This window comes from Anaerobacillus sp. 63XJN7_4_ISO-PGPR-S23-413 (assembly GCF_056173725.1).
In genome coordinates this window covers 3,564,790-3,586,334 of the sequence record NZ_CM149688.1, presented here as the reverse complement: position 1 = coordinate 3,586,334, position 21,545 = coordinate 3,564,790, and the positions used below count along the sequence as shown (strand labels likewise).

17 protein-coding genes are annotated in these 21,545 nt (G+C 38.4%); 16 read left to right on the top strand and 1 reads right to left on the bottom strand.

Translation table 11 applies throughout. From position 1 onward, the window contains the following. Positions 1-33: 33 nt before the first annotated feature. The 16 genes from AC0VYO_RS18785 (at position 34) to AC0VYO_RS18710 (ending at position 20,241) form a co-directional block, all read left to right on the top strand. Positions 34-825, top strand: coding sequence for an SGNH/GDSL hydrolase family protein (locus AC0VYO_RS18785; RefSeq protein WP_475367981.1), 792 nt, complete (start codon positions 34-36; stop codon positions 823-825). Positions 826-929: 104 nt separating this feature from the next. Next, entirely contained in the window at positions 930-2,072 is a 1,143-nt protein-coding gene (wecB, locus tag AC0VYO_RS18780; protein WP_475365868.1) for a non-hydrolyzing UDP-N-acetylglucosamine 2-epimerase, read from the top strand. Between the two features lie 159 nt (positions 2,073-2,231). Next, entirely contained in the window at positions 2,232-4,313 is a 2,082-nt protein-coding gene (locus AC0VYO_RS18775; protein WP_475367980.1) for a cell wall-binding repeat-containing protein, read from the top strand. A 39-nt stretch (positions 4,314-4,352) separates the two neighbouring features. Next, positions 4,353-4,955 carry a hypothetical protein gene (locus tag AC0VYO_RS18770; RefSeq protein ID WP_430245828.1) on the top strand — a complete coding sequence of 201 codons (603 nt, stop codon included), beginning with the start codon at positions 4,353-4,355 and terminating at the stop codon, positions 4,953-4,955. A 321-nt stretch (positions 4,956-5,276) separates the two neighbouring features. Then, the gene (locus AC0VYO_RS18765) at positions 5,277-6,056 is read left to right on the top strand and encodes an ABC transporter permease (RefSeq protein WP_475367979.1); all 780 of its coding nucleotides are present in this window, start codon (positions 5,277-5,279) and stop codon (positions 6,054-6,056) included. Continuing rightward, positions 6,057-6,782, top strand: a complete 726-nt coding sequence (locus AC0VYO_RS18760) for an ABC transporter ATP-binding protein (protein ID WP_194218730.1) — start codon at positions 6,057-6,059, stop codon at positions 6,780-6,782. Further along, complete coding sequence (locus AC0VYO_RS18755; protein WP_475367978.1) at positions 6,779-7,990, top strand: glycosyltransferase; 1,212 nt, start codon at positions 6,779-6,781, stop codon at positions 7,988-7,990. Before AC0VYO_RS18760 ends, AC0VYO_RS18755 begins: the two co-directional genes overlap by 4 nt. A gap of 58 nt (positions 7,991-8,048) precedes the next feature. Next, positions 8,049-9,332 carry a nucleotide sugar dehydrogenase gene (locus tag AC0VYO_RS18750; protein WP_475367977.1) on the top strand — a complete coding sequence of 428 codons (1,284 nt, stop codon included), beginning with the start codon at positions 8,049-8,051 and terminating at the stop codon, positions 9,330-9,332. 12 nt (positions 9,333-9,344) lie between these two features. Then, a complete protein-coding gene (locus AC0VYO_RS18745; protein ID WP_194218733.1) occupies positions 9,345-10,715 on the top strand; it encodes a nucleotide sugar dehydrogenase in 1,371 nt (456 codons plus the stop codon). Positions 10,716-10,738: 23 nt separating this feature from the next. Beyond that, positions 10,739-12,865 (top strand): glycosyltransferase, encoded by a 2,127-nt coding sequence (locus AC0VYO_RS18740; protein WP_475367976.1) that lies wholly within the window; start codon positions 10,739-10,741, stop codon positions 12,863-12,865. A gap of 22 nt (positions 12,866-12,887) precedes the next feature. Next, complete coding sequence (locus tag AC0VYO_RS18735) at positions 12,888-13,589, top strand: glycosyltransferase (RefSeq protein WP_475365863.1); 702 nt, start codon at positions 12,888-12,890, stop codon at positions 13,587-13,589. A 325-nt stretch (positions 13,590-13,914) separates the two neighbouring features. Next, positions 13,915-15,603: a class I SAM-dependent methyltransferase gene (locus tag AC0VYO_RS18730; protein ID WP_475367975.1), complete on the top strand. Its 1,689-nt coding sequence runs from the start codon at positions 13,915-13,917 to the stop codon at positions 15,601-15,603. Continuing rightward, a complete protein-coding gene (locus AC0VYO_RS18725; RefSeq protein WP_475365861.1) occupies positions 15,600-16,664 on the top strand; it encodes a glycosyltransferase family 4 protein in 1,065 nt (354 codons plus the stop codon). The genes AC0VYO_RS18730 and AC0VYO_RS18725 overlap by 4 nt, the downstream gene beginning before the upstream one ends. Positions 16,665-16,890: 226 nt before the next feature. Beyond that, entirely contained in the window at positions 16,891-18,117 is a 1,227-nt protein-coding gene (locus AC0VYO_RS18720) for a glycosyltransferase family 4 protein (RefSeq protein WP_475365860.1), read from the top strand. Further along, positions 18,114-19,232, top strand: a complete 1,119-nt coding sequence (locus AC0VYO_RS18715; RefSeq protein ID WP_430245848.1) for a glycosyltransferase family 4 protein — start codon at positions 18,114-18,116, stop codon at positions 19,230-19,232. The genes AC0VYO_RS18720 and AC0VYO_RS18715 overlap by 4 nt, the downstream gene beginning before the upstream one ends. A gap of 40 nt (positions 19,233-19,272) precedes the next feature. Then, the gene (locus tag AC0VYO_RS18710; protein WP_475367974.1) at positions 19,273-20,241 is read left to right on the top strand and encodes an LCP family protein; all 969 of its coding nucleotides are present in this window, start codon (positions 19,273-19,275) and stop codon (positions 20,239-20,241) included. Between the two features lie 31 nt (positions 20,242-20,272). Here AC0VYO_RS18710 and AC0VYO_RS18705 read toward each other — a convergent pair whose 3' ends face one another. Next, on the bottom strand, positions 20,273-21,352 hold the full coding sequence (locus AC0VYO_RS18705; protein ID WP_226615308.1) for a glycosyltransferase family 4 protein: 1,080 nt from the start codon (positions 21,350-21,352) through the stop codon (positions 20,273-20,275). Between the last annotated feature and the right edge of the window lie 193 nt (positions 21,353-21,545).

The following is a 21,545-nucleotide window of genomic DNA, read 5'->3' as shown; positions in this document are numbered from 1 at the left end:
CCATTATTCGACAGATTTCAGGGGGGGGAATGTATGAAGAATGTAGTATTATTGATTGCGATCATTGGGTGTCTAGCACTTGTAATATCAGGAAAATTTCATTGGGACGATAAGATTGCTCAAACAGGTGAGAGTGTTAGTGCAGAAGTCGATTCAAACTCGAATTTAGATACTCGAAATAGTGAACTTAATGAAAAGCCGGTAAGTGATAAGGATTTAGAAAAACTTGTTTCCAATTTTCCAGAGCAGGTACAGGAAAAAATAATGTCTTCTATTGATCCGATTTCAGTCGCTATTGTTGGGTCTGAATCGATTGGAACAAAGAAAAATGGACTCAAGCAAAGCGTTGAAAAAGGTTTGGAAGAGTCGTTTTGGAAAGGGGCTTTTACTGTGAAGGCGTTCACCTTTGAAGAAGCCACAACAAAGACGATTGTTCAGGATGAGTTATATGATGATGTTATCGACGAAAATCCAGATATTGTTGTATTAGAAGCCTTTACGTTAAATGACAATGGGAAGGTTATTATTGATGAAGGGCACCAGAATCTTTCGACTGTTATGTCAGAGTTAAACGAGTCGTTACCTGGTGTGAGCATTATGCTAATGCCCTCTAACCCAATTGCGGACCCCGGCTATTATAATATTCAAATCAATGCGTTAGGAAATTATGCTGAAGCGAATGACCTCATTTATTTAGATCACTGGTCAGTCTGGCCAGCTGTTGATAGTACAGAAATAGAAGACTATTTAGTAGACTCAAGGCCAAATGATAAAGGCTTTGAAGTTTGGGGAGAATTTATCGTGGATTATTTCAGTGGTCACTAAATAGGTAGCCTTCCTTATGAATAGGAAGGCTTTTGCTTTTTTATGTGTGTTTTAATAAGATGGTACTGAACATGCACCATCATTCGACCAAAAGGAGAGTCAACATGGCACCTGTTAAAGTAATGAGTGTATTTGGGACAAGACCTGAAGCGATAAAAATGGCGCCGCTAGTGAACGAATTAAAAAAGCATCCACAATTTATTACGCCACTTGTTGCTGTAACAGCGCAACATCGAGAAATGCTTGATCAAGTTTTATCTATCTTTGAGATAGAGCCAGATTATGATCTCAATATCATGAAAAGCAAACAGACGCTTGCTGATATTACAACGAGAGCCTTAAATGGTCTAGATTCAATCATGAAGGAAGAAAAGCCCGATCTCGTACTTGTTCATGGTGATACCACGACGACGTTTGCTGCAAGCCTAGCTGCTTTTTACAATCAAGTAGCTGTCGGTCACGTGGAAGCTGGTCTAAGGTCTTTTAATAAGATGTCGCCATATCCAGAAGAAATGAATCGTATGATGACCGGTGTACTTGCTGATTTGCATTTTGCACCGACGATGCGAGCATTTGATAATTTATATAATGAAGGAAAAGTAACAGAACGTATTTATATTACTGGAAATACAGCAATTGACGCTTTGAAGCATACTGTGAAAGAGGATTATTCTCATCCACTTTTAGAACAAATTGATGGCAAGAGAATGATCCTGCTTACTTCACACCGACGTGAAAATCATGGAGAACCAATGAGGAATATTTTTCAAGCAGTTCGCCGCATTATAAATGAATATGATGATGTGCATGTGGTATTTCCTGTTCATTTAAATCCAGCTATTAGACAGTTAGCGGATGAAGTGCTAGGTGGACAGTCACGTGTTCATTTAACTGAACCTCTTGATGTGATTGATTTTCATAATTTTGCATCAAGAGCTACGTTGATCTTAACGGATTCGGGTGGTGTGCAAGAAGAAGCTCCATCTCTTGGTTCACCTGTTCTTGTATTAAGAGAAAATACGGAAAGACCTGAAGGCGTATCAGCGGGTACACTAAAACTTGTTGGAACGGATGAAGAGACGATCTATTCCACGGCATCAACTCTTCTCACAAGTAAGGAAGAGTATTACAAAATGTCTCAAGCATCTAATCCTTATGGAGACGGTGAAGCATCTAAGCGAATCGTTGAAGCGATTTTATATTATTATGGAGTATCTGAAACGAAGCCCGCCCCATTTGTTGAATAAATGATGAAAAGCCTTTCTGCTTAGAGTGCAGAAAGGCTTTTTTGATGCTAATGTTATATCGTCCAAATCACACATTTTAGAATAATTTGTCAAGGAGCATAGAAGTTCCAGTCATACTATAATAAAATGTAATAGATTACCATGATAGGAGAGTGGGATATGAAGAAAAGGTTAATTGTTCATTTTTTTCTTTTGTTGATCGTGTTTTTGTTCAGTCCGTCATTTGCTGCAGCAGAAAAATACATAGTTATTGATCCTGGACATGGGGGACGTTTTACAGGTACGTCTGGTTATTCTGGGGACCAAACAGGCTTTTATGAAAAAGTTGGGACACTTGAAATCGGTTTAAAACTAAAAGAAAAATTGCAAGGAACCGATATCAAGGTATTTATGACAAGACAAACGGATCGAGATTTTGCGCAAGATTCAAAGGAAGATTTGATTGAAAGAACGAAAATCGCAAACAATTACGTAAAGGGGAATAATGACAATTCACTTTTTATCTCCATTCATCACAATGCCTACCCTTTTAGCACGCTCGTAAAAGGATATGAAACCTACTATTATAGTAAAGCGGCAGCATGGGATGAGGAATACCCACCAGATCCCATTCAAGTTAACTTTGAATCCGAAAGTCGCAGGTTAGCGAGTATCGTTCACCCGCAAGTGCTGAGTAAAACCGGGTTGCTCGATAAGGGTATCCAAAATGATCAGGCTTTCTTTGTTATTCGAAATGCACAGATGCCGTCTGTGCTCGTAGAACTTGGCTATATGTCGAATCCTTCAGAAGAAAATCTGATCAAAACAACCCGTTTCCAAAATGATGCAGCTGATGCGCTTGCTCAGGCTGCAATTAAATTCTTTAAAGTGTTTGAAGTGAAAGACAGTAGCGGAAATGAAATTAAGCAATTCACTTCACGAGATGATGCGATAACCTTCGCTAAGACGCTTAAGAATGTCACGGTATTTGATAAAGATAAGCAGGAAACGATCTATGATTCTACTAAAGTAAACTATGAGGTGTTTAGTAAAGGAAAAGCCGAAGCTGAGTCTTTTACTGAGCTTTCGGATGCCATTATTTATGCAAAAGAGCGAAAAAATACGAAAGTGATTGATAAGAAGCAAGGCACGGTCGAGTGGTCGAATTATTTAACGCGCCCTTATCAAATCCAGAGCAACGATGGCTCAAGTCACGGTAATTATTATGAAAAGGGTCAGGCCATTGCAGCGGCTAAAGTAATGAAAAATGTAAAAGTGATCAATCGATCGTCTTCTGATATTCTTTGGACGAACATTTCCGGAGAAAATGTTACAAAGACTCTTAATAGTAAAGCCCTCTTTGGAAGCGACCGATTTGAAACAGCTGTAAAAATATCAAAAGAAATTTATCCTAATGGATTTAAAAGTAGTAAAGAAGAAAAGACAGTTGTCCTTACGAATGGATTAGGTTATGCAGATGCCCTTTCTGTTGGCCCTCTTGCTGCCCAACTAGGAAACGCGCCTATCCTGTTAACTAGAGGCTCTTCACTTGACCCCTTTTCCGAAAAAGAAATCAATCGATTGGGTGCTAATAAAGCCCTTTTGGTTGGTGGAGAAAATGCGATTTCAGATAAGGTTGAAACGCAAGTGAAACAATTAGGGGTATCAGTAGAACGAATTGGTGGAATCGATCGGTATGAAACAAACTCTATGATTAATGAGAAACTTGATCATGTTGAAGGTGTGTTTGTAGCGAATGGCTTGAGCTATGCAGATGCGCTGGCAAGCGCACCAATCGCTTCATCAACCGATTGGGCGATTATTCTAACTGATAAGAAAAAAATAACAGCGGAAGCTCTCTCGTATGTAAAAGGAAAGAGAACAGCTATCCTTGGTGGCGAAGCTGCAATTTCTTCAAATCTAGAAGAACAGTTGAGAAACTTGAATGGCACTACTGTGAAGCGTTTGGCTGGCGAAACAAGATATGAAACGCTTTCTGCTATTTTAAATGAATTCAGTGATGAAATGGCATCAGACACCGTGCTCCTTTCAATAGGTCAGGACTTCCCGGATGCCCTGGTTTCTTCCGCGATTGCTTCACAAAAAGGTTCGCCGCTAATACTTGTACACGATGAATTGAATTCATCTGTTCAAGATGCTCTATTTGAATTTGGAATGAAGAATCGGGTAACATCACTGTTCACTGTAGGTGGAAAAGTTCAGGATAAGCCTAAAAACCAGGTGGCTAATCGATTGTACTAATTAAGGACTTTTATAGTTATTTTAAGTATGGAGGCCGATATGAAAAAAATAGGAATAAGTTTACTTCTAGTGATACTTCTTACGACTGGGTGTGGGACAGCGTCATTGAAAAATGGCTCAAGTGAAACGAGTAAGGTCAGCGGAGAAACGAGCGAAAGTAGCGAAATGAATTTTATGATGTATCGACCTGAAACAGGTGTAACAAAAACGTTCAAGTCACAAGGGAAACAGCTCTTTACAGAATACATTGTTGATCAAAATGAAGAATATATTCAAAGAGTTATTACCCTTGGTGACATGGAAACGACTCAGGTAGTTCAATGGACGAAAGATCGAGCTTCCATCGTAGAAGAAAGTCAATCAAGTAGTAAGGAAAGTGTACTAAATGGATACGAGTCATTAGAGGAAGTAGAGACGCTGTTCGATCGTTCCGAAAAACAAGATGGAATAGAAATAACAACGGTGGATAAAGTTGAAGTTCCTTATGGCAGCTTTCATGACGTAATTCAAGTTACTAAAAGGCAAGATCAAATGATCATGACGATTTTCTATGCAAAAAGTGTGGGAATGATTAAGCAAGTATATGAAACAACAGAAGAAAACGCTGAAAGAGAAATAGCGGAATTAACCAAAATCGAATAAGACAATAAAAAGCAGCCGACTGGGCTGCTTTTTTATTGTGGGAGAACTCCAAAAGTTATTCGACAAAAGATGGCAATTCAGGTTGAATTATGAAAGAATAAGTTAATCGTTTCTACTTTTTGAGAAACGTTAAGATTTTGTAAATTACGGTTGAATAAAGGGGGAGATGAGCGAAAAAGTGTAGAGAAAAGTCGATATAGCAAGGGTTATTACCTAGGATGCCACGCTTCTGATATTGGTAGACGACAGGAGCGGAATTATATAAAATATAATATGACGTTTGGAAATATAAATGCAGTTAGATTAGGAGTTAACAAGCGAATGATTAAAAAATTACTTAATGATTGGCGAAACAACAAAGATTTGCTTTATCACCTAACCGTATCCGAGCTGAAATCGAATACAGCTAGAACATATCTTGGAACATTATGGTGGATTGTCGATCCGATTCTGTATATGGCGATTTATTATTTTCTCGTAGGGATTGTGTTAGATCGAGGTGGAGACGATTACGCTGTTTATCTTTTTACAGGTTTAATCCCGCTTAAATGGGCAACCGCTTGTATGGTAGATGCGACTACGGCGATTTCTTCAAAAGCGCGAATTTTGCAGCAGGTCTATGTGCCGAAGCTAACCTTTATTCTAGTGAGACTTGGTGTTAACACATTTAAGTTTCTTGTGAGCTCTGTCATTATGATTTTGTTCCTCTACTTTAGTGGAGTGGAGTTGACAGTTAACGCATTGAATTTCTTTATATTAATCGTATTGAACCTTCTTTTATTGCTACCAATCATGATTATTATGGCTCATATTGGCGTGTACTTAAAAGATATTAAGAACATGATGCAATACATTTCGCGCACATTGCTTTATCTATCTCCAGTACTCTTTCGAATGGAATCGGTGCCTGAAAATATAAGAGGTCTTCTTTACTTAAATCCTTTTACAGATTTTCTAGTTTCCTATAGAAGTATCTTACTTTATAAAGGCCAGCCACTGTGGGATAATCTCTTCATCATATTAGCGATTTCACTAGTCCTATTGTTTATTGGACTACGCATTTTGAACAAATACGACAAACAATATGCCAAGGTGATTTAATTGAAAAAGGACATTATTGAACTTAAAGATATTTGGGTTTCTTATCCTGAGCATTCAGATAATCCATTGAAACAATTGCTTAGCAAAGAAAAAAAGCAGTTTTGGGCATTAAAGGGTCTAGATTTCACTGTAAAGAAAGGTGAAGTTCTTGGTATTATTGGTCGAAATGGCTCAGGAAAGAGTACCCTTTTAAAGCTAATGAGTGGCTTAATTGAACCAGATCAGGGAGCTTATCATGTTGAAGGGAAGCGGCCGATGCTACTCTCTCTTGGTGCAGGGTTTCAACCTGAGTTATCCGGAATCGAGAATATTTACCTAAATGCCCTTCTGTTAGGAAATCGCAAAAAGAAAATCGATGATAACCTTGAAGCGATTATTGAATTTTCCGAGCTAGACGACTTTATTTATAAACCGGTAAGAACGTATTCATCCGGTATGAGAGCAAGACTTGCGTTCTCTACTGCTATTATGCTTGACCCAGAAATTCTATTGATTGATGAAGTTCTCGGGGTAGGGGACTCTGCGTTCCAGAAAAAATGTAAAGATGCCATATTAGAGAAAATCCAACAGGATCGGACCGTTATTCTCGTTACGCATTCATCAGGTCTTGTGAAGCAGATCTGTGATCGGGTTGTCTGGATTCACCGCGGTGAGCAAAAAGCGGTTGGAGATACGAAAGAAATTGTCGAGCAGTATGATGAATTTATGAAGGCTAAGAAAAAATGAAGCACATCTTAATGGTTCTTTTTAAAGACATTGATTACGATGCACGGGTTCAACGTGAAGCCATTGCGCTTGCCGAAAGTGGCTATCAGGTAACCATTTGCTGTTTAAATGAATTTGATACTGATCCGCCTTTTTTGCATGAATTGATCAAGATTAATAAGCTAGCCATTTCAACAAAACAGGCAAAGAAGGGAATGGCTACTGGACCGTCGCGAAAACCATCTGTTGTAGCGAAAATGGTTAGAAATCCAGCCGTGAAGCTGGCGAAGGATCAATATGCCAGCTACGAGTTTTACAAAAAAGTAAAGGGAACGATGGCTTCTGAAACCATTCATGCGATTCACTGTCACGATTTAAATACGCTCGATACCGGTAAGCGTTTAGCAGAACATTTTCATAGCAAGTTGATTTACGACTCCCATGAACTTTTTAATGAAATGACCGGTCGCAATCCGCTTGATCGACGTTTTGGTTATTATTTGGAAGGCAAGTTAATGAAACATGTTGATCGTTTTATTACCGTAAATCCGTTTTTGATCGATAAATTCAATAAACGCTATGGCGAACTACCACCCTCAATTTATTTGCAGAATATACCGCTCCTTCGTTTGGAACAAGAGCGTAAAAATGATCATTATTTTCATCATCTTTTTGGGATACCTACTGATAAGATCATTCTTCTATATCAAGGAGGGTTCTCGAAAAATCGCGGAATTGATCTTTGTGTCAGAGCCATGAATCATTTGCCTGATCCGTATCACCTTGTTTTGCTTGGCGATGGCGATATAAAGGGAGCACTTGAGCGTTTAGTGGACGAACAGAAGCTCACCTCAAGAGTGCATTTTCATCCTAAAGTACCGCCTTCAGAAATACTTTCACTAACAAAGGAAGCAGACATTGGACTCGTGATGTACGAAAATGTAAGCGAAAATAACTATTATTCTACACCGAATAAAATATTCGAATATATGTTAATGGGGCTTCCAGTAGTATCTTCTAACCATCCAGGGAAAGCCTATTTATTAGAAGAATATGACTTTGGTTTACCTGTTGCAGAAGATGAACTAGCCATTGTAAAAGGTATTGAAGCTATTCAGCAAAGAAGCGATTATTACGTACAAAAATGTAATGAAGCGAGTAAAGTATTGAATTGGCCGAATGAATCCCGAAAGTTAATTCAAATGTATGGTGAATTATTTTCGAAGTAAGTAAGGAGAATTCGTAGATCTTAATTTCTGAAGTTACTGTGAGTGAGGAGTTGTAATTATGAATCTTGTCGTAATGGGCCTTGGATACATCGGGTTACCGACTGCTGTCATGTTTGCAAGGCACGGCGTTCAAGTGCATGGCGTGGATATTAATGAGCACGTGATCGAAACGTTAAAAAATAAGACGCTTCACATTGAAGAGCCTGGTCTAGGTGAGATGCTGGTTGAAGCAATTGATTCAGGCCATTTAACTTTTGGAACAGAACCGGTGTCAGCAGATGGTTTTATTATTGCTGTACCAACGCCAGTTAATCCTGATAAAACGGCGAACTTAAATTATGTGCGATCGGCGGCTAAAATGATTCAGCCTTTACTAAAGGAAGGGAACCTGGTCATTCTTGAATCAACAAGCCCTCCTGGCACGACGCTGAAGGTGCTGTCACCTATTCTAGAGTCATCGGGCTTAAAGGTCGGAAAAGATTTGTATGTTGCTTATTCTCCAGAGCGGGTATTGCCGGGTAAATTACTGGATGAACTTGTTCATAATAATCGAATAGTAGGCGGCGTGAATGCTGATTCGAGTATCATGACAGAGAGAATTTACAAAATCTTTGTAAAAGGAATGATTCACCAGACTGATGCAACTACGGCAGAAATGGTAAAATTAATGGAGAATACGTATCGGGATGTGAATATTGCGTTAGCTAACGAATTGGCGCGTATTGCAGAACAGGTAGGGTGCGATATTTGGAAAGCTGTCGAGCTGGCTAACTGCCATCCGCGGGTTAACGTACACTCACCTGGCCCTGGAGTTGGGGGGCACTGCATCGCGGTTGATCCTTGGTTTCTAGTTGAAGCAAGTCCAGGAGATGCTAAATTGATTCAAACAGCGCGAGCAATCAATGATGATGTTCCGAAAAGGATTGCTAATCAAATTAAGGAGCGAACTGAAGGAGTTGCAAACCCAAAAGTATCTTTACTTGGACTTGCTTATAAAGGAAATATTGGTGATGCGCGTGAAAGTCCATCACTGACTATATTGCAGGAACTTGAAGATATGGAAGTTGAGTGTGCAGTTCATGATCCATACGTAGTCGATAAGCGGATCAAAAACCAATTTGATACAGTAGAAGAAACTGTACACCATTCAGATTGTCTCATTATTTTAACAGATCATAATGAATATAAGGCGTTAGACCTTAAATCTCTAGCTCCTTTGATGCGTCATACGTTGCTTTATGATACGAAGAATTTAATAAATAAGGAGCAGGCAGAGAGTGCTGGCTTCCGTTATGAAAAAGTAGGGGAATCCCAAATCAACACGAATTTATTACATTTATAAAGGATGAATGAGATGAAGGAAGCATTGTTAACGAAGTTTGAAACAGGTAATGCACGTGTAGGAGTTATTGGACTTGGCTATGTAGGACTTCCCCTTGCGGTTGAAATGGCACAAAAGGGTTTTGAAGTATATGGAATCGATGTATCTAAAGAAAAAATGGACATTCTAAATAACGGGAAGAGTTATGTAATGGACATTTCTGATAACCAAGTAGAGGCCATTATTGGTAAGAACTTCTTCCCTGGAGATGATTTTTCAGTTATCTCTAAATTGGATGCTGTTAGTATTTGTGTCCCAACACCTCTTGCTAAAACAAAAGAGCCAGACGTTTCTTACATCAATGCCGTTGTAGAAAAATTGGTTGAGTTTATGACAGAAGGAACGCTAGTTGTTCTTGAAAGTACAACTTATCCAGGAACAACAGATGAATTGATTAAAGCTGTCATTGAAGAAAAGACTTCTTTCCGTGCGGGTGAAGATTTCTTCCTTTGTTTCTCACCTGAGCGTGTCGATCCAGGTAACCAGCAGTTTAATACAAAAAACACACCTAAAGTGCTCGGTGGTGCAACAAAGCCATGTCTTGAACTCGGAGTCTCTCTTTATAGCTCGTTCCTTGAAAACATCGTTCCTGTTAGCTCAACAAGCGTTGCTGAAATGGTTAAGCTTCTTGAAAACACTTTCCGTAGCGTTAATATCGGTCTTGTGAACGAGCTAACGATGATGTGTGATCGAATGGGAATCAATGCTTGGGAAGTTATTGATGCAGCAGCTACGAAGCCATTTGGCTATATGCCTTTCTATCCTGGTCCAGGAATTGGTGGACACTGTATTCCGCTTGATCCAGCTTATCTTTCGTGGAAAGCAAAGATGTTTAATTTCTATAACCGTTTCATTGAACTTGCAAGTGATGTGAATGGAAACATGCCACGCTATGCGCTTAATCAAGCTGCAGATATTTTAAATGATAATGAGAAGTCCATTAAAGGATCTAAAATCTTTATTTTAGGTATGGCATATAAGAAAAACATCGATGACCTACGTGAATCTCCAGCACTTGAAATTTATCGCCTTCTTGAAGATAAGGGAGCACACGTGTACTATCATGATCCGTTTGTTTCAAGCTTTAAGAATGGAGAAGAAGTTGTTTATTCCGTTGAGCTCAACGACCAGAACCTTGATGACGCTGATCTAGTTGTCATCGCGACTGATCACACAACAGTAGATTATGATTATGTCATTGATCGTTCTAAGCTCATTTATGACACACGGAATGTAACAAAGAACTACAAAGATTCGAAAGGTAAAGTGACGCTACTAGGTGGACAGCAGAACTTTGATCTACCGACGAATGTTGAAGAAAACTCAAGTGTGAATCCTAAGTAATTGAAGTAAAAGGAGAATTCTACATGAAATTTGATGTTAGCCCATTTTATACAGAAAATATCGAGGTTTCTATTAATGAGGGTTGCTTAAACAACAAAATGATCGCAAGCGGAAGAAAAGCAAATTCCCTTCTTATTCTTTCTGGTAATGGGGAAACACAAGCTTCATTAGAACTAGCGAGACTTGATCAACGTGTGAAGGAACTTGTTCGTTTTGATGAGGAACTGCAACGAAAGAGTGAGTCATATCAATCACTGCCACGAGAGCTTCAGGAAAATATCATAATTCAAAAAGCGAATTTTTATCATTCAGAAGAGTTAAGCTCATACCAAACAGACATGGTGCTTTTAGAAGGAAGCTTTACAAAAAGGTTCTTTGAAGAAACTTTTCTTGGAACGTTACATGGTTTAGTTTCCGAAGACATCAATGGTACGATTGCAGTCAAATTACCAATGAATGAAGAAATTACAGAGGACATTTCAGAAGTTGTTCTTTGCTTAAACCAATTTTTCATAGCAACTTCTATGGGGTTTGAAGAGGGTTATTTCTTTTTCCTGGGAGAACCCCGGACTGCACTTCCTGAAGAACGGATCAAGCAAGAGGTTACAAGTGGCCTACTAGCTGCGATTTTGAAACTTGAGAAAGCACTCCAAAAGTTGAATCAAAGTCATCCTGTGGTCCAAGAAAAGAGTGACAATCAAGAAAATGATGAGATTGCAAAAGCGGTGGCAAATCAGAATCTTGATCAAATGATTCAGCAACAGTTTCAAATTCGAGAGCTTAGTGAACAGCTTAAGGTTCTTAAAAATGATTCAAAAAAGAAAGAAAAACAGATTACTCAGATCACAAAGAAATACAACCGTGCTCAGCACATCGTAAACCACTTGGATTCAAATGCGTCGGCTAGATATTTAATTGGTGATGCTGTCATGGGATCAACAAAATCATTCGGTCGAGCCATTCGACTTCCGAAGCGACTTGTTCAAATTTACAGGGACGCTAAAAATGGTAAATTAGGTCGAATTAAGAATGGTTCTGGATCATTTGAGATTGAACCGATCGATGATGGAAATGCCATTCTCTTTGTACCAACTAACGGGGCGGGTCTTGGACATCTCACGAGATTACTGGCTATTGCAAGACGAGTAAAGCGTATTGACCCATCTAAGAAAATTATTTTTCATACGACGAGTTCAGCCATGCACTTGATATTGCAAGAAGGGTTTCTAGGTTACCACTTACCTTCCAAAATGCTCTTTCCTAAAGAAATGAGCGCAAAGCAGTGGAATGCGATGCTACGTGATCATCTTGAAACGGTTATTAGTATTCACCAGCCAGAAACGATTGTTTTTGATGGTGCGTTTCCTTATGCGGGTCTTGTTGCCTCAATGCGTAAAAAAGACGGATTGAGAAAGATCTGGGTGAAGCGAGGACAGCATAAAGAAGGTAAAGCAGAGTTAGTGGAATCGAAAGAAGCAGAATTCGACGAGGTTTATGTTCCAGGTGAAGCTGGTGGGGAAAACAGTATGCGAAAAGAAGGAATGAAAACGTACTGTGAGCCAGTGTTATATCTTGATCGAGAAGAGCTAAAGGATCGTGAGAGTGTTCGTCGACAATGGAATATCCCAGAAGGTATGAAGATGGTGTATGTTCAGCTTGGAGCAGGTAAAATCAATGACATTCATTCAACGATTTCTATTCTTCTTAATGAACTGCTAAAGAGAGATGATGTTTTCGTGGTAATTGGGGAATCCATTATTGGTAATCGAATGGATTTAAAAATGGATCGTGTTCTGACACTAAGAGACTATCCGAATTCGATTTACTTCAATGCTTTTGATCTCATCGTTACAGCTACTGGCTATAATACATTCCACGAAGTGATGTATTTTGGAGTGCCATCGATCTTAATTCCCAATGAGAATACAAAAACAGATGATCAGGTGGCAAGAGCCATGATCGCTGGAGACGCTGGGGCTGCAATCGTCTTAAGAGATCCAGGCGCTACTGATTTTGAAAAAGCGATTCAAGAAGCTCTTGATGAAGAGAACAATCGAAATATGAGGAAAAGTGCTCTTTCACTTATGAAGGAGAATGGAGCACAGCAAATGGCTGAAATGATTGTTCAGAATGTAGCAGCTAATAAATAGAATTGGATTTGGGAGAGTGAAGATGATGAAACGAAAAATTCTAGTGCCAATCGCATTTAATAACTGGGCTTTAACAGATGTGAATGAGAGTCGTTTAACGAAAGAATGGATTGACCATCGTATGGAGATTTTCATGAAATACACATGCAAAAGTCTTAAAGCCCAAACGAACCAGGATTTCACTACAATTCTTCAGTATGATCAGCGTTCAGAAGAGCATGTGATGAACGCTCTTAAACAGCACGATCCACTTCCAGATAATATTAGATTCGTGCCTAAGAATGCCTATAACAAAACATTAGAACGTGAAATTCAGGACTATGATGAAGTGTACTTCGCCCGCATTGATTCTGATGATATGTACCACAAAGGTTATTTTGATTTTCTAAAAGATCATCAGCCAGTTGAAGGTACTGAGGCACTTATCAACCAGTATGGCTATTTTTATGACGAGTATTCAGATAAAGTAGCAACTGCCAAAATCAAATCACCACCTTTTTATACACTTATTTATAACGTTGCTGAATATTTAGAAGGAAAGCGCCACCCTGTAAAAGGGCATTTATCGGTGCACAGCCTGAAACATGAATTGTTAAAGCCAAGAAACTATGTGCAAGTTATTCACTCGAATAATATGTCTACATCATTTGAAAATCGCTACATCGATGGATTAGTTGAAGATGAGAATGAAAAAAATCAAATTCTCCGTAATTTCTGGGGATAAACGTTTGTATGAAAAGCTGTCGGGTTGTGCCGACGGCTTTTTTTACTAATAGTTCTTGGTGTTTATGCGCTAAATGAAAGCGACTTAGAAAATAGCGATAAAATAAGTGGAAGCTTATTTGTAAATAGAAGCAAGAACCCTTCATGCGATTGATTTCATAATAAAGAATGCCACCTCATTTTTTAACAGTAGCTTTAAGGAAAGATGTAAAACATTCGAAATTTACCATTTAATCCTTTTTTGATCATGTGGAATCATATATAATTCAAATAAATGGTATTCAATTAATCAGCTGCTTTGGCAGTAGAATCAGGAGAATGGTATGTTGAAAAATCAATTAACACATTTACAAAATGAGTCATTTACCATTCCTGAATCTCAACGCTCCAGACTAAGGTGGTGTGGGTCTAGAGCTTCAGGGCAACATATACTTCACATTAGTCAAAAACCAGGTATTCTCTCGATCATTAATCAAGATCCTCAGCTAGATGTTGTAAATATTTTCGCTAGTGAAGACTCGGTAGTTCTTACTCATCCACTAAGTAAAGATTGTGTAAGTACCTTTTGGTCGGGGGATTTGAAGAGCGAGATTCCTTTTCCTATGAATTACTTCGATGCCATTATTACGGAAGACACGTTAATCGAAGTTATGTCTTCGCAGAATAAAGAAGTCCAGAGATTACTTAAACCGAATGGGAAAATAATTGTAACTGAAGCATTAGAACATGCAGGAGAATTAAGAGATGAGTGGGAAACACTATTTCATAACTTTGAAGAAATTGATATGCGCATTGATGAACACTACGTGAGTTGGGTTGGACGAAATGTTGTAAATCCCCCTACAGATTATGGGGAGGCAGGGAAAGCTTTTCTTGAAGAAATAAGAAAAGTCATAGTGAAAAAGAAAGCTAAGCGTGCTGCCTTGTTACAAAAAGAGCTAGAAACGAAAAGAAATGAGGAAGTAGTTAGGCTTGAAGAAAAGAATAAACTTCTTATGCTGCTCCCTATTATCAAGAAAAAGCACGAAGCGCGAATTGATCAAATCCAGTTAACGAGTGATGAGAAAAAGCGCATTCTTCAAGAGCCGGAAGAAACGATAGTGAAACTTAACAAAATGAGACCTGAAGAGCAATTAGCTCATTTTTCAACGTTAGGAAAAATGACAATTGTCTATTGGGATTCCGAAGTATTTAGAAAAAATAGTCTTAAGCTTGCACATCAGTTAGTGGAAACACTGAGGAATAGGGGTAAAAATGTCGTTTACGTCTATGAAGAGGAAAACGAATTGATAAATCCCATTCACCTTGATGGATCGAGGTTCTTACAAATTTCAACTTCTGAATTCTGGAGAAGCCTCCATTTATTTGAAGAGCCAGAAATGTATATTACTCATTCTGATCTCCAAATAGCCAAAAGAATGGGGCGATTGCAGTGGAAGAAATGGAGTATCTTCTATTTACCAGAAAAGATAGTAGATCGTGAAGCTCACTTATTTCTGATGAATAGTCTTGATCCAAGTCACTTTCTAGTGTCAATGGGACGCATGCATCCCATTAAATTAAGGGAAGAAAATCCTGTAGTGAACACATTAACTAATGAATCTTCTCGTATTGTAATCGGTTTTGTTGGTGATCTTGGAAAAGACTGCATTGATTATCAAGCAATGAAAGATTTGCTCGTGGAAAACAAAGGTCTAGGTATAGAGTTAATAGGGTACAATCTACCAGATTCAAAGCCTATCAACTCGAAAAGACTTACGATCAGAGAGTATGCAAACGATGTTGATTTAATGAAAAGAGTCGGAAGATGGACAGGTGGCATCCTTCCATTTCGATATTCGGCGTCAACCTCCGCGCTTGTAAAGATGGAAAGCTTAGGCATTCCTATATTTCATATTAAAGAATGGAGTGCTCCACTAGAAGATCAGGAAGTTATTTCTTATGGTAGTGGAGAGAAAGTCAGTGTCTTGTTAGAGGAAGCTGTCTTACACTTAGAGGGGAGGAACGCTCGTTGAAAATCCTCTATATTTATCGCTATTTATTACTAGGTGGAGTGACGACACAACTTGCGAATAGACTTGGGTTTCTAAAATCGATTAGTGATCCCCACTTTATCTTTCTATCCGATCATGGGGGACAGACTGCCTTTGGAGATTACGAGAAAATCCATGTTATGACAGAACCATTGACCATCTATCAGTATATAAAAGAACATGATTTCGATTTAATTATTGCAATTGACACGAAGGAAATAACGGACTACTTAATAGAAGTTCATTGCAAGACCCCCATTATTCAAGAAGTACATGGTATATCTTATAAGCTAAATTATTTAGTAGAAGAGGATCAACGCCATTTCCAGGGGTATATTGTGCCTTCGAATTATAGTAAAAACAGAATTATAGAAGATTATTCTGCACCCGAAGAGCGAACATATGTCATTCCAAACTGTCTAGATACGACATTGTTTTCCCCCAAAGAAGTAGAACCGATTACAAATAAAAAGATCATTTGTTGGGTTGGAAAACTCAATGATCATAAAAATTGGCAAGGTTTTTTGGACCTCGCAGCACGAATTTCTCAGAAGAGAGATGACTGCGTTTTTTGGATTGTCGGTGGAGAGACTGCTTCGTCAAAAGCAACTAAGCACCTTTTTCAGGAAGCAAACAAGCGAGAGCTCAGTATTCACTGGATAGACCGGATGGAGTATAGTGAAATGCCAAAGCTGTATGCAATGGTGTCCAAAAGCGGTGGTTGTACAGTGAGCACTTCCAAAGGAGAATCGTTTGGGATGAGTTTGATTGAAGCGATGGCTTGTGGATGCCCTGCAGTAGCACCGAGGGTTGGAGCTATTCCTGAAATATATCTGGGGGATTTAGGGCGCCTAACATATGAATTACACGATTTGGTAGCGTGTGAGTCTATTGTGGATAGTCTCCTTGATAATGAAAAGGAACGAAATGAGCAAATTCAAAAGGGAATTCAAAAGGTACAAAAACACTATTCAATTAATCAAGTCGTCACCCAATACTTTGAGCTACTTCAAACATTATCTACTGTTCAAAAAGTCTGGTAAAATACCGGGCTTTTTGTATGTCGTCCACTTCTACTCGTAAATAGCTATTGTTGTTAGCGACAATAGTGGATGGAACAAATTTAACAATAGGAATTATGAACTGAGTGTAAATTTTTGTTTACACTTCTGATCCATTCCTCAATCAACTTTTCTTTCGAATCATAACGAAGTATAATGAAAGAAGTGTTTTTATGTCGTATTCTGGTTAAGAGGGAAAGGATTCATTATGAAGATTTTATATATATCTCAACATTTCCCGCCCGAGATAGGTGCAGCTCAGGCGCGCGCCTATGATATGTCAATGAACTTGGTAGAAGAAGGCTGCGATGTAACAGTAGTTACATCATTTCCTAATCATGTTTCTTCCAAAAAAATATTTCAATCGAGCAAGCATCTTGGTTTAAATGTTATTCGTACTTTTGTCGTACAAGATACAAAAAAGAGCAAGCTCAGAAGAATGCTGAATTACTTTTCATTTATGACAACCTCTATCATAGCCGGATTATTTGCTAAAAAACCTGACGTCGTCTTTGCTACTACCCCTCAACTTTTTGTTGGGCTTTCCGGTTATGTATTAAGTAAACTGAAACGTGCCAAATTCGTGATTGAAGTTCGAGATTTATGGGTGGATTTTGCAGAAGTTTTAAATCAAATTAATAATAAAAAATTATTAACGCTGGCTCGGAAATTAGAATGGTTTCTTTTTAAGCAAGCTGATCATATTGTTGTAGTTACGCATGGGTACAAACAATACCTTATTGAAAAGGGGATCCCTGAAAATAAAATCGATGTGATTACTAACGGTGTTAATCCAACTGAGACAGGAGTTCTAGTACCTGAAGAGGGAATGAGGATTCGTGCTGAGCACGGTCTGGAGAATCAGTTCATTATTTTATATGCGGGTAACATGGGAATTGCTCAAGGCTTGAAAACTGTACTTGAAGCGGCAAATTTTCTGAAAGATGTCTCTTCGATTACCTTTGTTCTTATTGGTGAAGGGGCTGAGAAAGAACGTTTGCAACAGTATCAAAAGGATAAAGCTCTTCAGAATGTTCTGATCCTCGACAGCCGTGCCAAACAGGAATTGAACGGCTTTTATGCGGCTGCTGATTTATGTCTTGTTATTTTAAAGAATCATCCTCTGTTTGAAATTACGATTCCTTCAAAACTATTTGATTGTTTGGCTATGAATAAACCGATTCTATTAGGAATTGGTGGAGAGTCAAAAGAAATTGTCAAAAGTTTAAATGCTGGACTATTTTTTGAACCAGAAAATGCTGAGTCGCTTGCGAACGTTGTGTTAGAAGCGACTTCTAATCCTAAAATTATGGAGTTATTAGAGAAAGATGTACGAAGTAAAATGTTGTTAAAATATAATCGTCAGGAGCTATCCAAGAACCTGGCTCACTTATTAGAATCTACTCAGGACAATGTAAAAGGTTGGTCGCAATGAAAAAAGTGTGTGTCATCACGTCTATTCATTCTCCATATGATGGACGTATTTATCATAAGCAATGCAAAAGCTTAAAAAGAGCAGGCTATGACGTTGTGTTAATTGCTCCAGAGCCTGAGGTGGCTGAATCTGAAGAAATTCCTCTCATTACCTTTAAACGTCCTTCAGGTGTAAAGGAGCGTCTTAAGTCAACTTTTCATTTGTATAAACTTGCGAAAAAAACAAAGGCGGATCTTTATCATTTTCACGACCCTGAGCTTATGATTGTAGGGGTTATGATCGAGGTGTTTCTTAAAAAGCCAGTTATTTATGATGTGCATGAGCATTACCCGAATACAATCATGGGGAGGGAATATATTCCTTCTTTAGTGAAAGTCCCTATGAAATATGCCTATGTTGGCATTGAAAAATTGGCGTTAATGAAAATGAGCGGTGTGATTTATACCACAGAAGAAATTGGTCGTCGTTATCGCCACTATAATGGGTGTAAGATTGAAAATTACCCTCTCAAACAAATGTTTCCAGAAGCAGCTAAAGAAAAAGATAAAAACCAAATTATCTATTTGGGGGGAATTACGAAAATTAGGGGGGTATTGCAGCTGCTTGAAGGTTTTGGAGAAGTTGTGAAAAAAGCTCCTTATGCGAAATTGCTCTTTCTTGGTAGTTTTGAATCGACTGCATTTAAAGAGGAAGTAGATCAACTTATAAACAAGTTGGGTATTGATCTGAATGTAACGTTCATCAGCAGGGTACCATACGAACAGATATCGGCATATGTCGAACGTTCTGCCATTGGGGTTCTTCCGTATCTACCTTACCCCAACCATCTTGTTGCCCTTCCTAACAAGTTATTTGAATATATGGCTGCTAGTAATGCTATTATCGCATCAAATTTCTCGCACTATGCGAAAGTAATCGAGAATAGTCAGGGTGGCTTAGTTATTAATCCCGAAGATCCTAAAGATATAGCCATGAAACTAACTCAACTTCTTAGTTCCCCGAGTAAAACAAAAGAGCTCGGTGAAAATGCCAGAAGAGCCTTTGAAAACACGTACAATTGGTCTTGCGAGGAAAAAAAACTGCTTGAATTTTACCATGCTTTATTAACAAGGTAGCGGTGAAATTGGAGAAGCTTGAAAGAAGCGGGGAATTTTAATGAAAAAGCAATCAAGAATAAAAAGAAGGCGGAAGAAAAGCTTATTTCGCAGACTGTTAACGTTTGTACTGTTGATCGTTCTTGTCCTTATTGGTTATGGTGCTTATCTTGCCTATAATGCCTATGATGCAGCATCTGGCTCCTATCAGGGATTATCTCGAGGAGAAAAATCAGCCCTTCGTGATGCGGAGGTTGCAGTAACGAAGGATCCAATTTCGATATTAATCATGGGAATAGAGGATTATTCTACAGGCGGCGAAAATGGTCGGACCGATACGCTAATGGTAGCGACTATTGATCCAGATTCAAAAAAAGTCAAATTACTAAGTATCCCTAGAGATTCGAGAGTAGAGATTGTTGGTAAAGGGATTGAGGATAAAATTACTCACGCTCACGCTTATGGTGGAACAGAAATGACGATTAACACTGTAGAGAATTTCTTGAATATTCCAATTGATTATTATGTGAAAGTGAACTTTGAAGGATTTAAAGATGTGATCGATGAAATCGGCGGTATAACGGTGGACGTCCCATTCGATTTCATTGCGCATACCGATGTACCAGGTGGTAGAGCAACGTTCACAGAAGGCCCAATGAACCTCGATGGAACAGAGGCACTAGCTTATGCACGAATGCGTAAGGATGATCCTCGCGGTGATTTCGGTCGAAGTGATCGACAGAAGCAGGTTATAAAAGCTGCGATGGACGAAGTTTCAACAGCATCAGGTTTACTAAAGTTGGACGACATTGCTCAGCACATTGGAAATAACATCGAAACGAACTTGAAGCCAACTGAATTATTTGCTCTTCAAAAAGCTTATTCTGGTGTAAGCTCATCTGATATCGAAAGCCTTACAATTGATGGTTCGGATGAAAGGATTAACAATGTGTATTATTTTAAACCAGATGAAGAAAGTGTAGCTTCACTTAGTCAGCAACTAAATGCTACTTTAAATTCAACTAAATAAATGAAAAAAAGCATCCGCTTATGGATGCTTTTTAACGTTTCATTGTACTTGTAAAAACAAGTAGTTTTTTTAATGTATTGATTAAAGGTTTCCGCTGATTCCCAATTAAACCAATGAGTTCTGCCGTAAACTGAATCACAACAAGCAATAAGATAAGCAAGAAAAGTGATCCCCACAGCGTAGACGCTGAGAATAGAATGGCAGTAATACCAAAGAAAAAGCTGAGAAGGTAAATAATGATCACGGTAGATTGGTGAGAAAATCCAATAGCTAGTAAACAATGATGGATGTGAAATTTATCAGGCGTTGAGATTTTTTGCTTTCTTAATATTCGTCTAATGATAGCAAAGAATGTGTCAAAAATGGGGACTGCAAGAATGATAACAGGGATGATCAAACTAAACACCGTCACACTTTTGAATAATCCTAGCATAGACATTACTGAGATGGCAAACCCAAGAAAAAGAGCTCCGGTATCTCCCATGAAAATACTTGCAGGGTGAAAGTTGAAGATCAGGAAGCCAAGAGTACTACCTATTAAAATCACGGCTAGTGCAATGACTACAAGTTGATGGTCAAGAATGGCCATTGTTAAAATAGAACCTAAGGCGATAGTGGATACACCTGCAGCTAATCCATCAAGACCGTCGATTAAATTAATGGAATTCGTTACCCCAACAATCCACAATACTGTAATAAAAAAGCTCATAAATCCGAACTCAATTCTACCTACGAATGGAAGTGAAACGAATTCAACCTGAAGTCCCGATGAGGCAACAATAATAGCGGCAATAATTTGACCAACAAGTTTAACTTTCGGTGAAACAGCCAGTTTATCATCAAAAACGCCCAAAACAATAATGAGTGTTCCAGCGATAATAATTTCTGGCATATACGGTGAATAAGGACTAAGATATAAAAAGCCTGCGACAGTACCTGCAAAAATAGCAAGTCCGCCAGCTGAAGGCATAAGCCCTTTATGAACTTTCCGTTGATTTGGTTTATCGGCTATTTTAAATTTAAGTGATACATATTTAACAATTGGTGTAGCAATGATAGCGACGGTTATAGAGATGATAAACGCTATGATATACTCTGTTAACGAATACAATAAAATCCCCCTCTAACTGAGGAATAGTAATTCATTCCTTTCATATCATATCAAAATAAGTGTGTATTGCAAGAGGTTTCTTAGCGTGCATTCTTTCAAAATCACTCATGGCATTACTATCTTTCCCGAATAAGGGACTTTCATGTTGAATGATAGAGGTACATTTAATTACCAATACCCTTTAGAATTAATA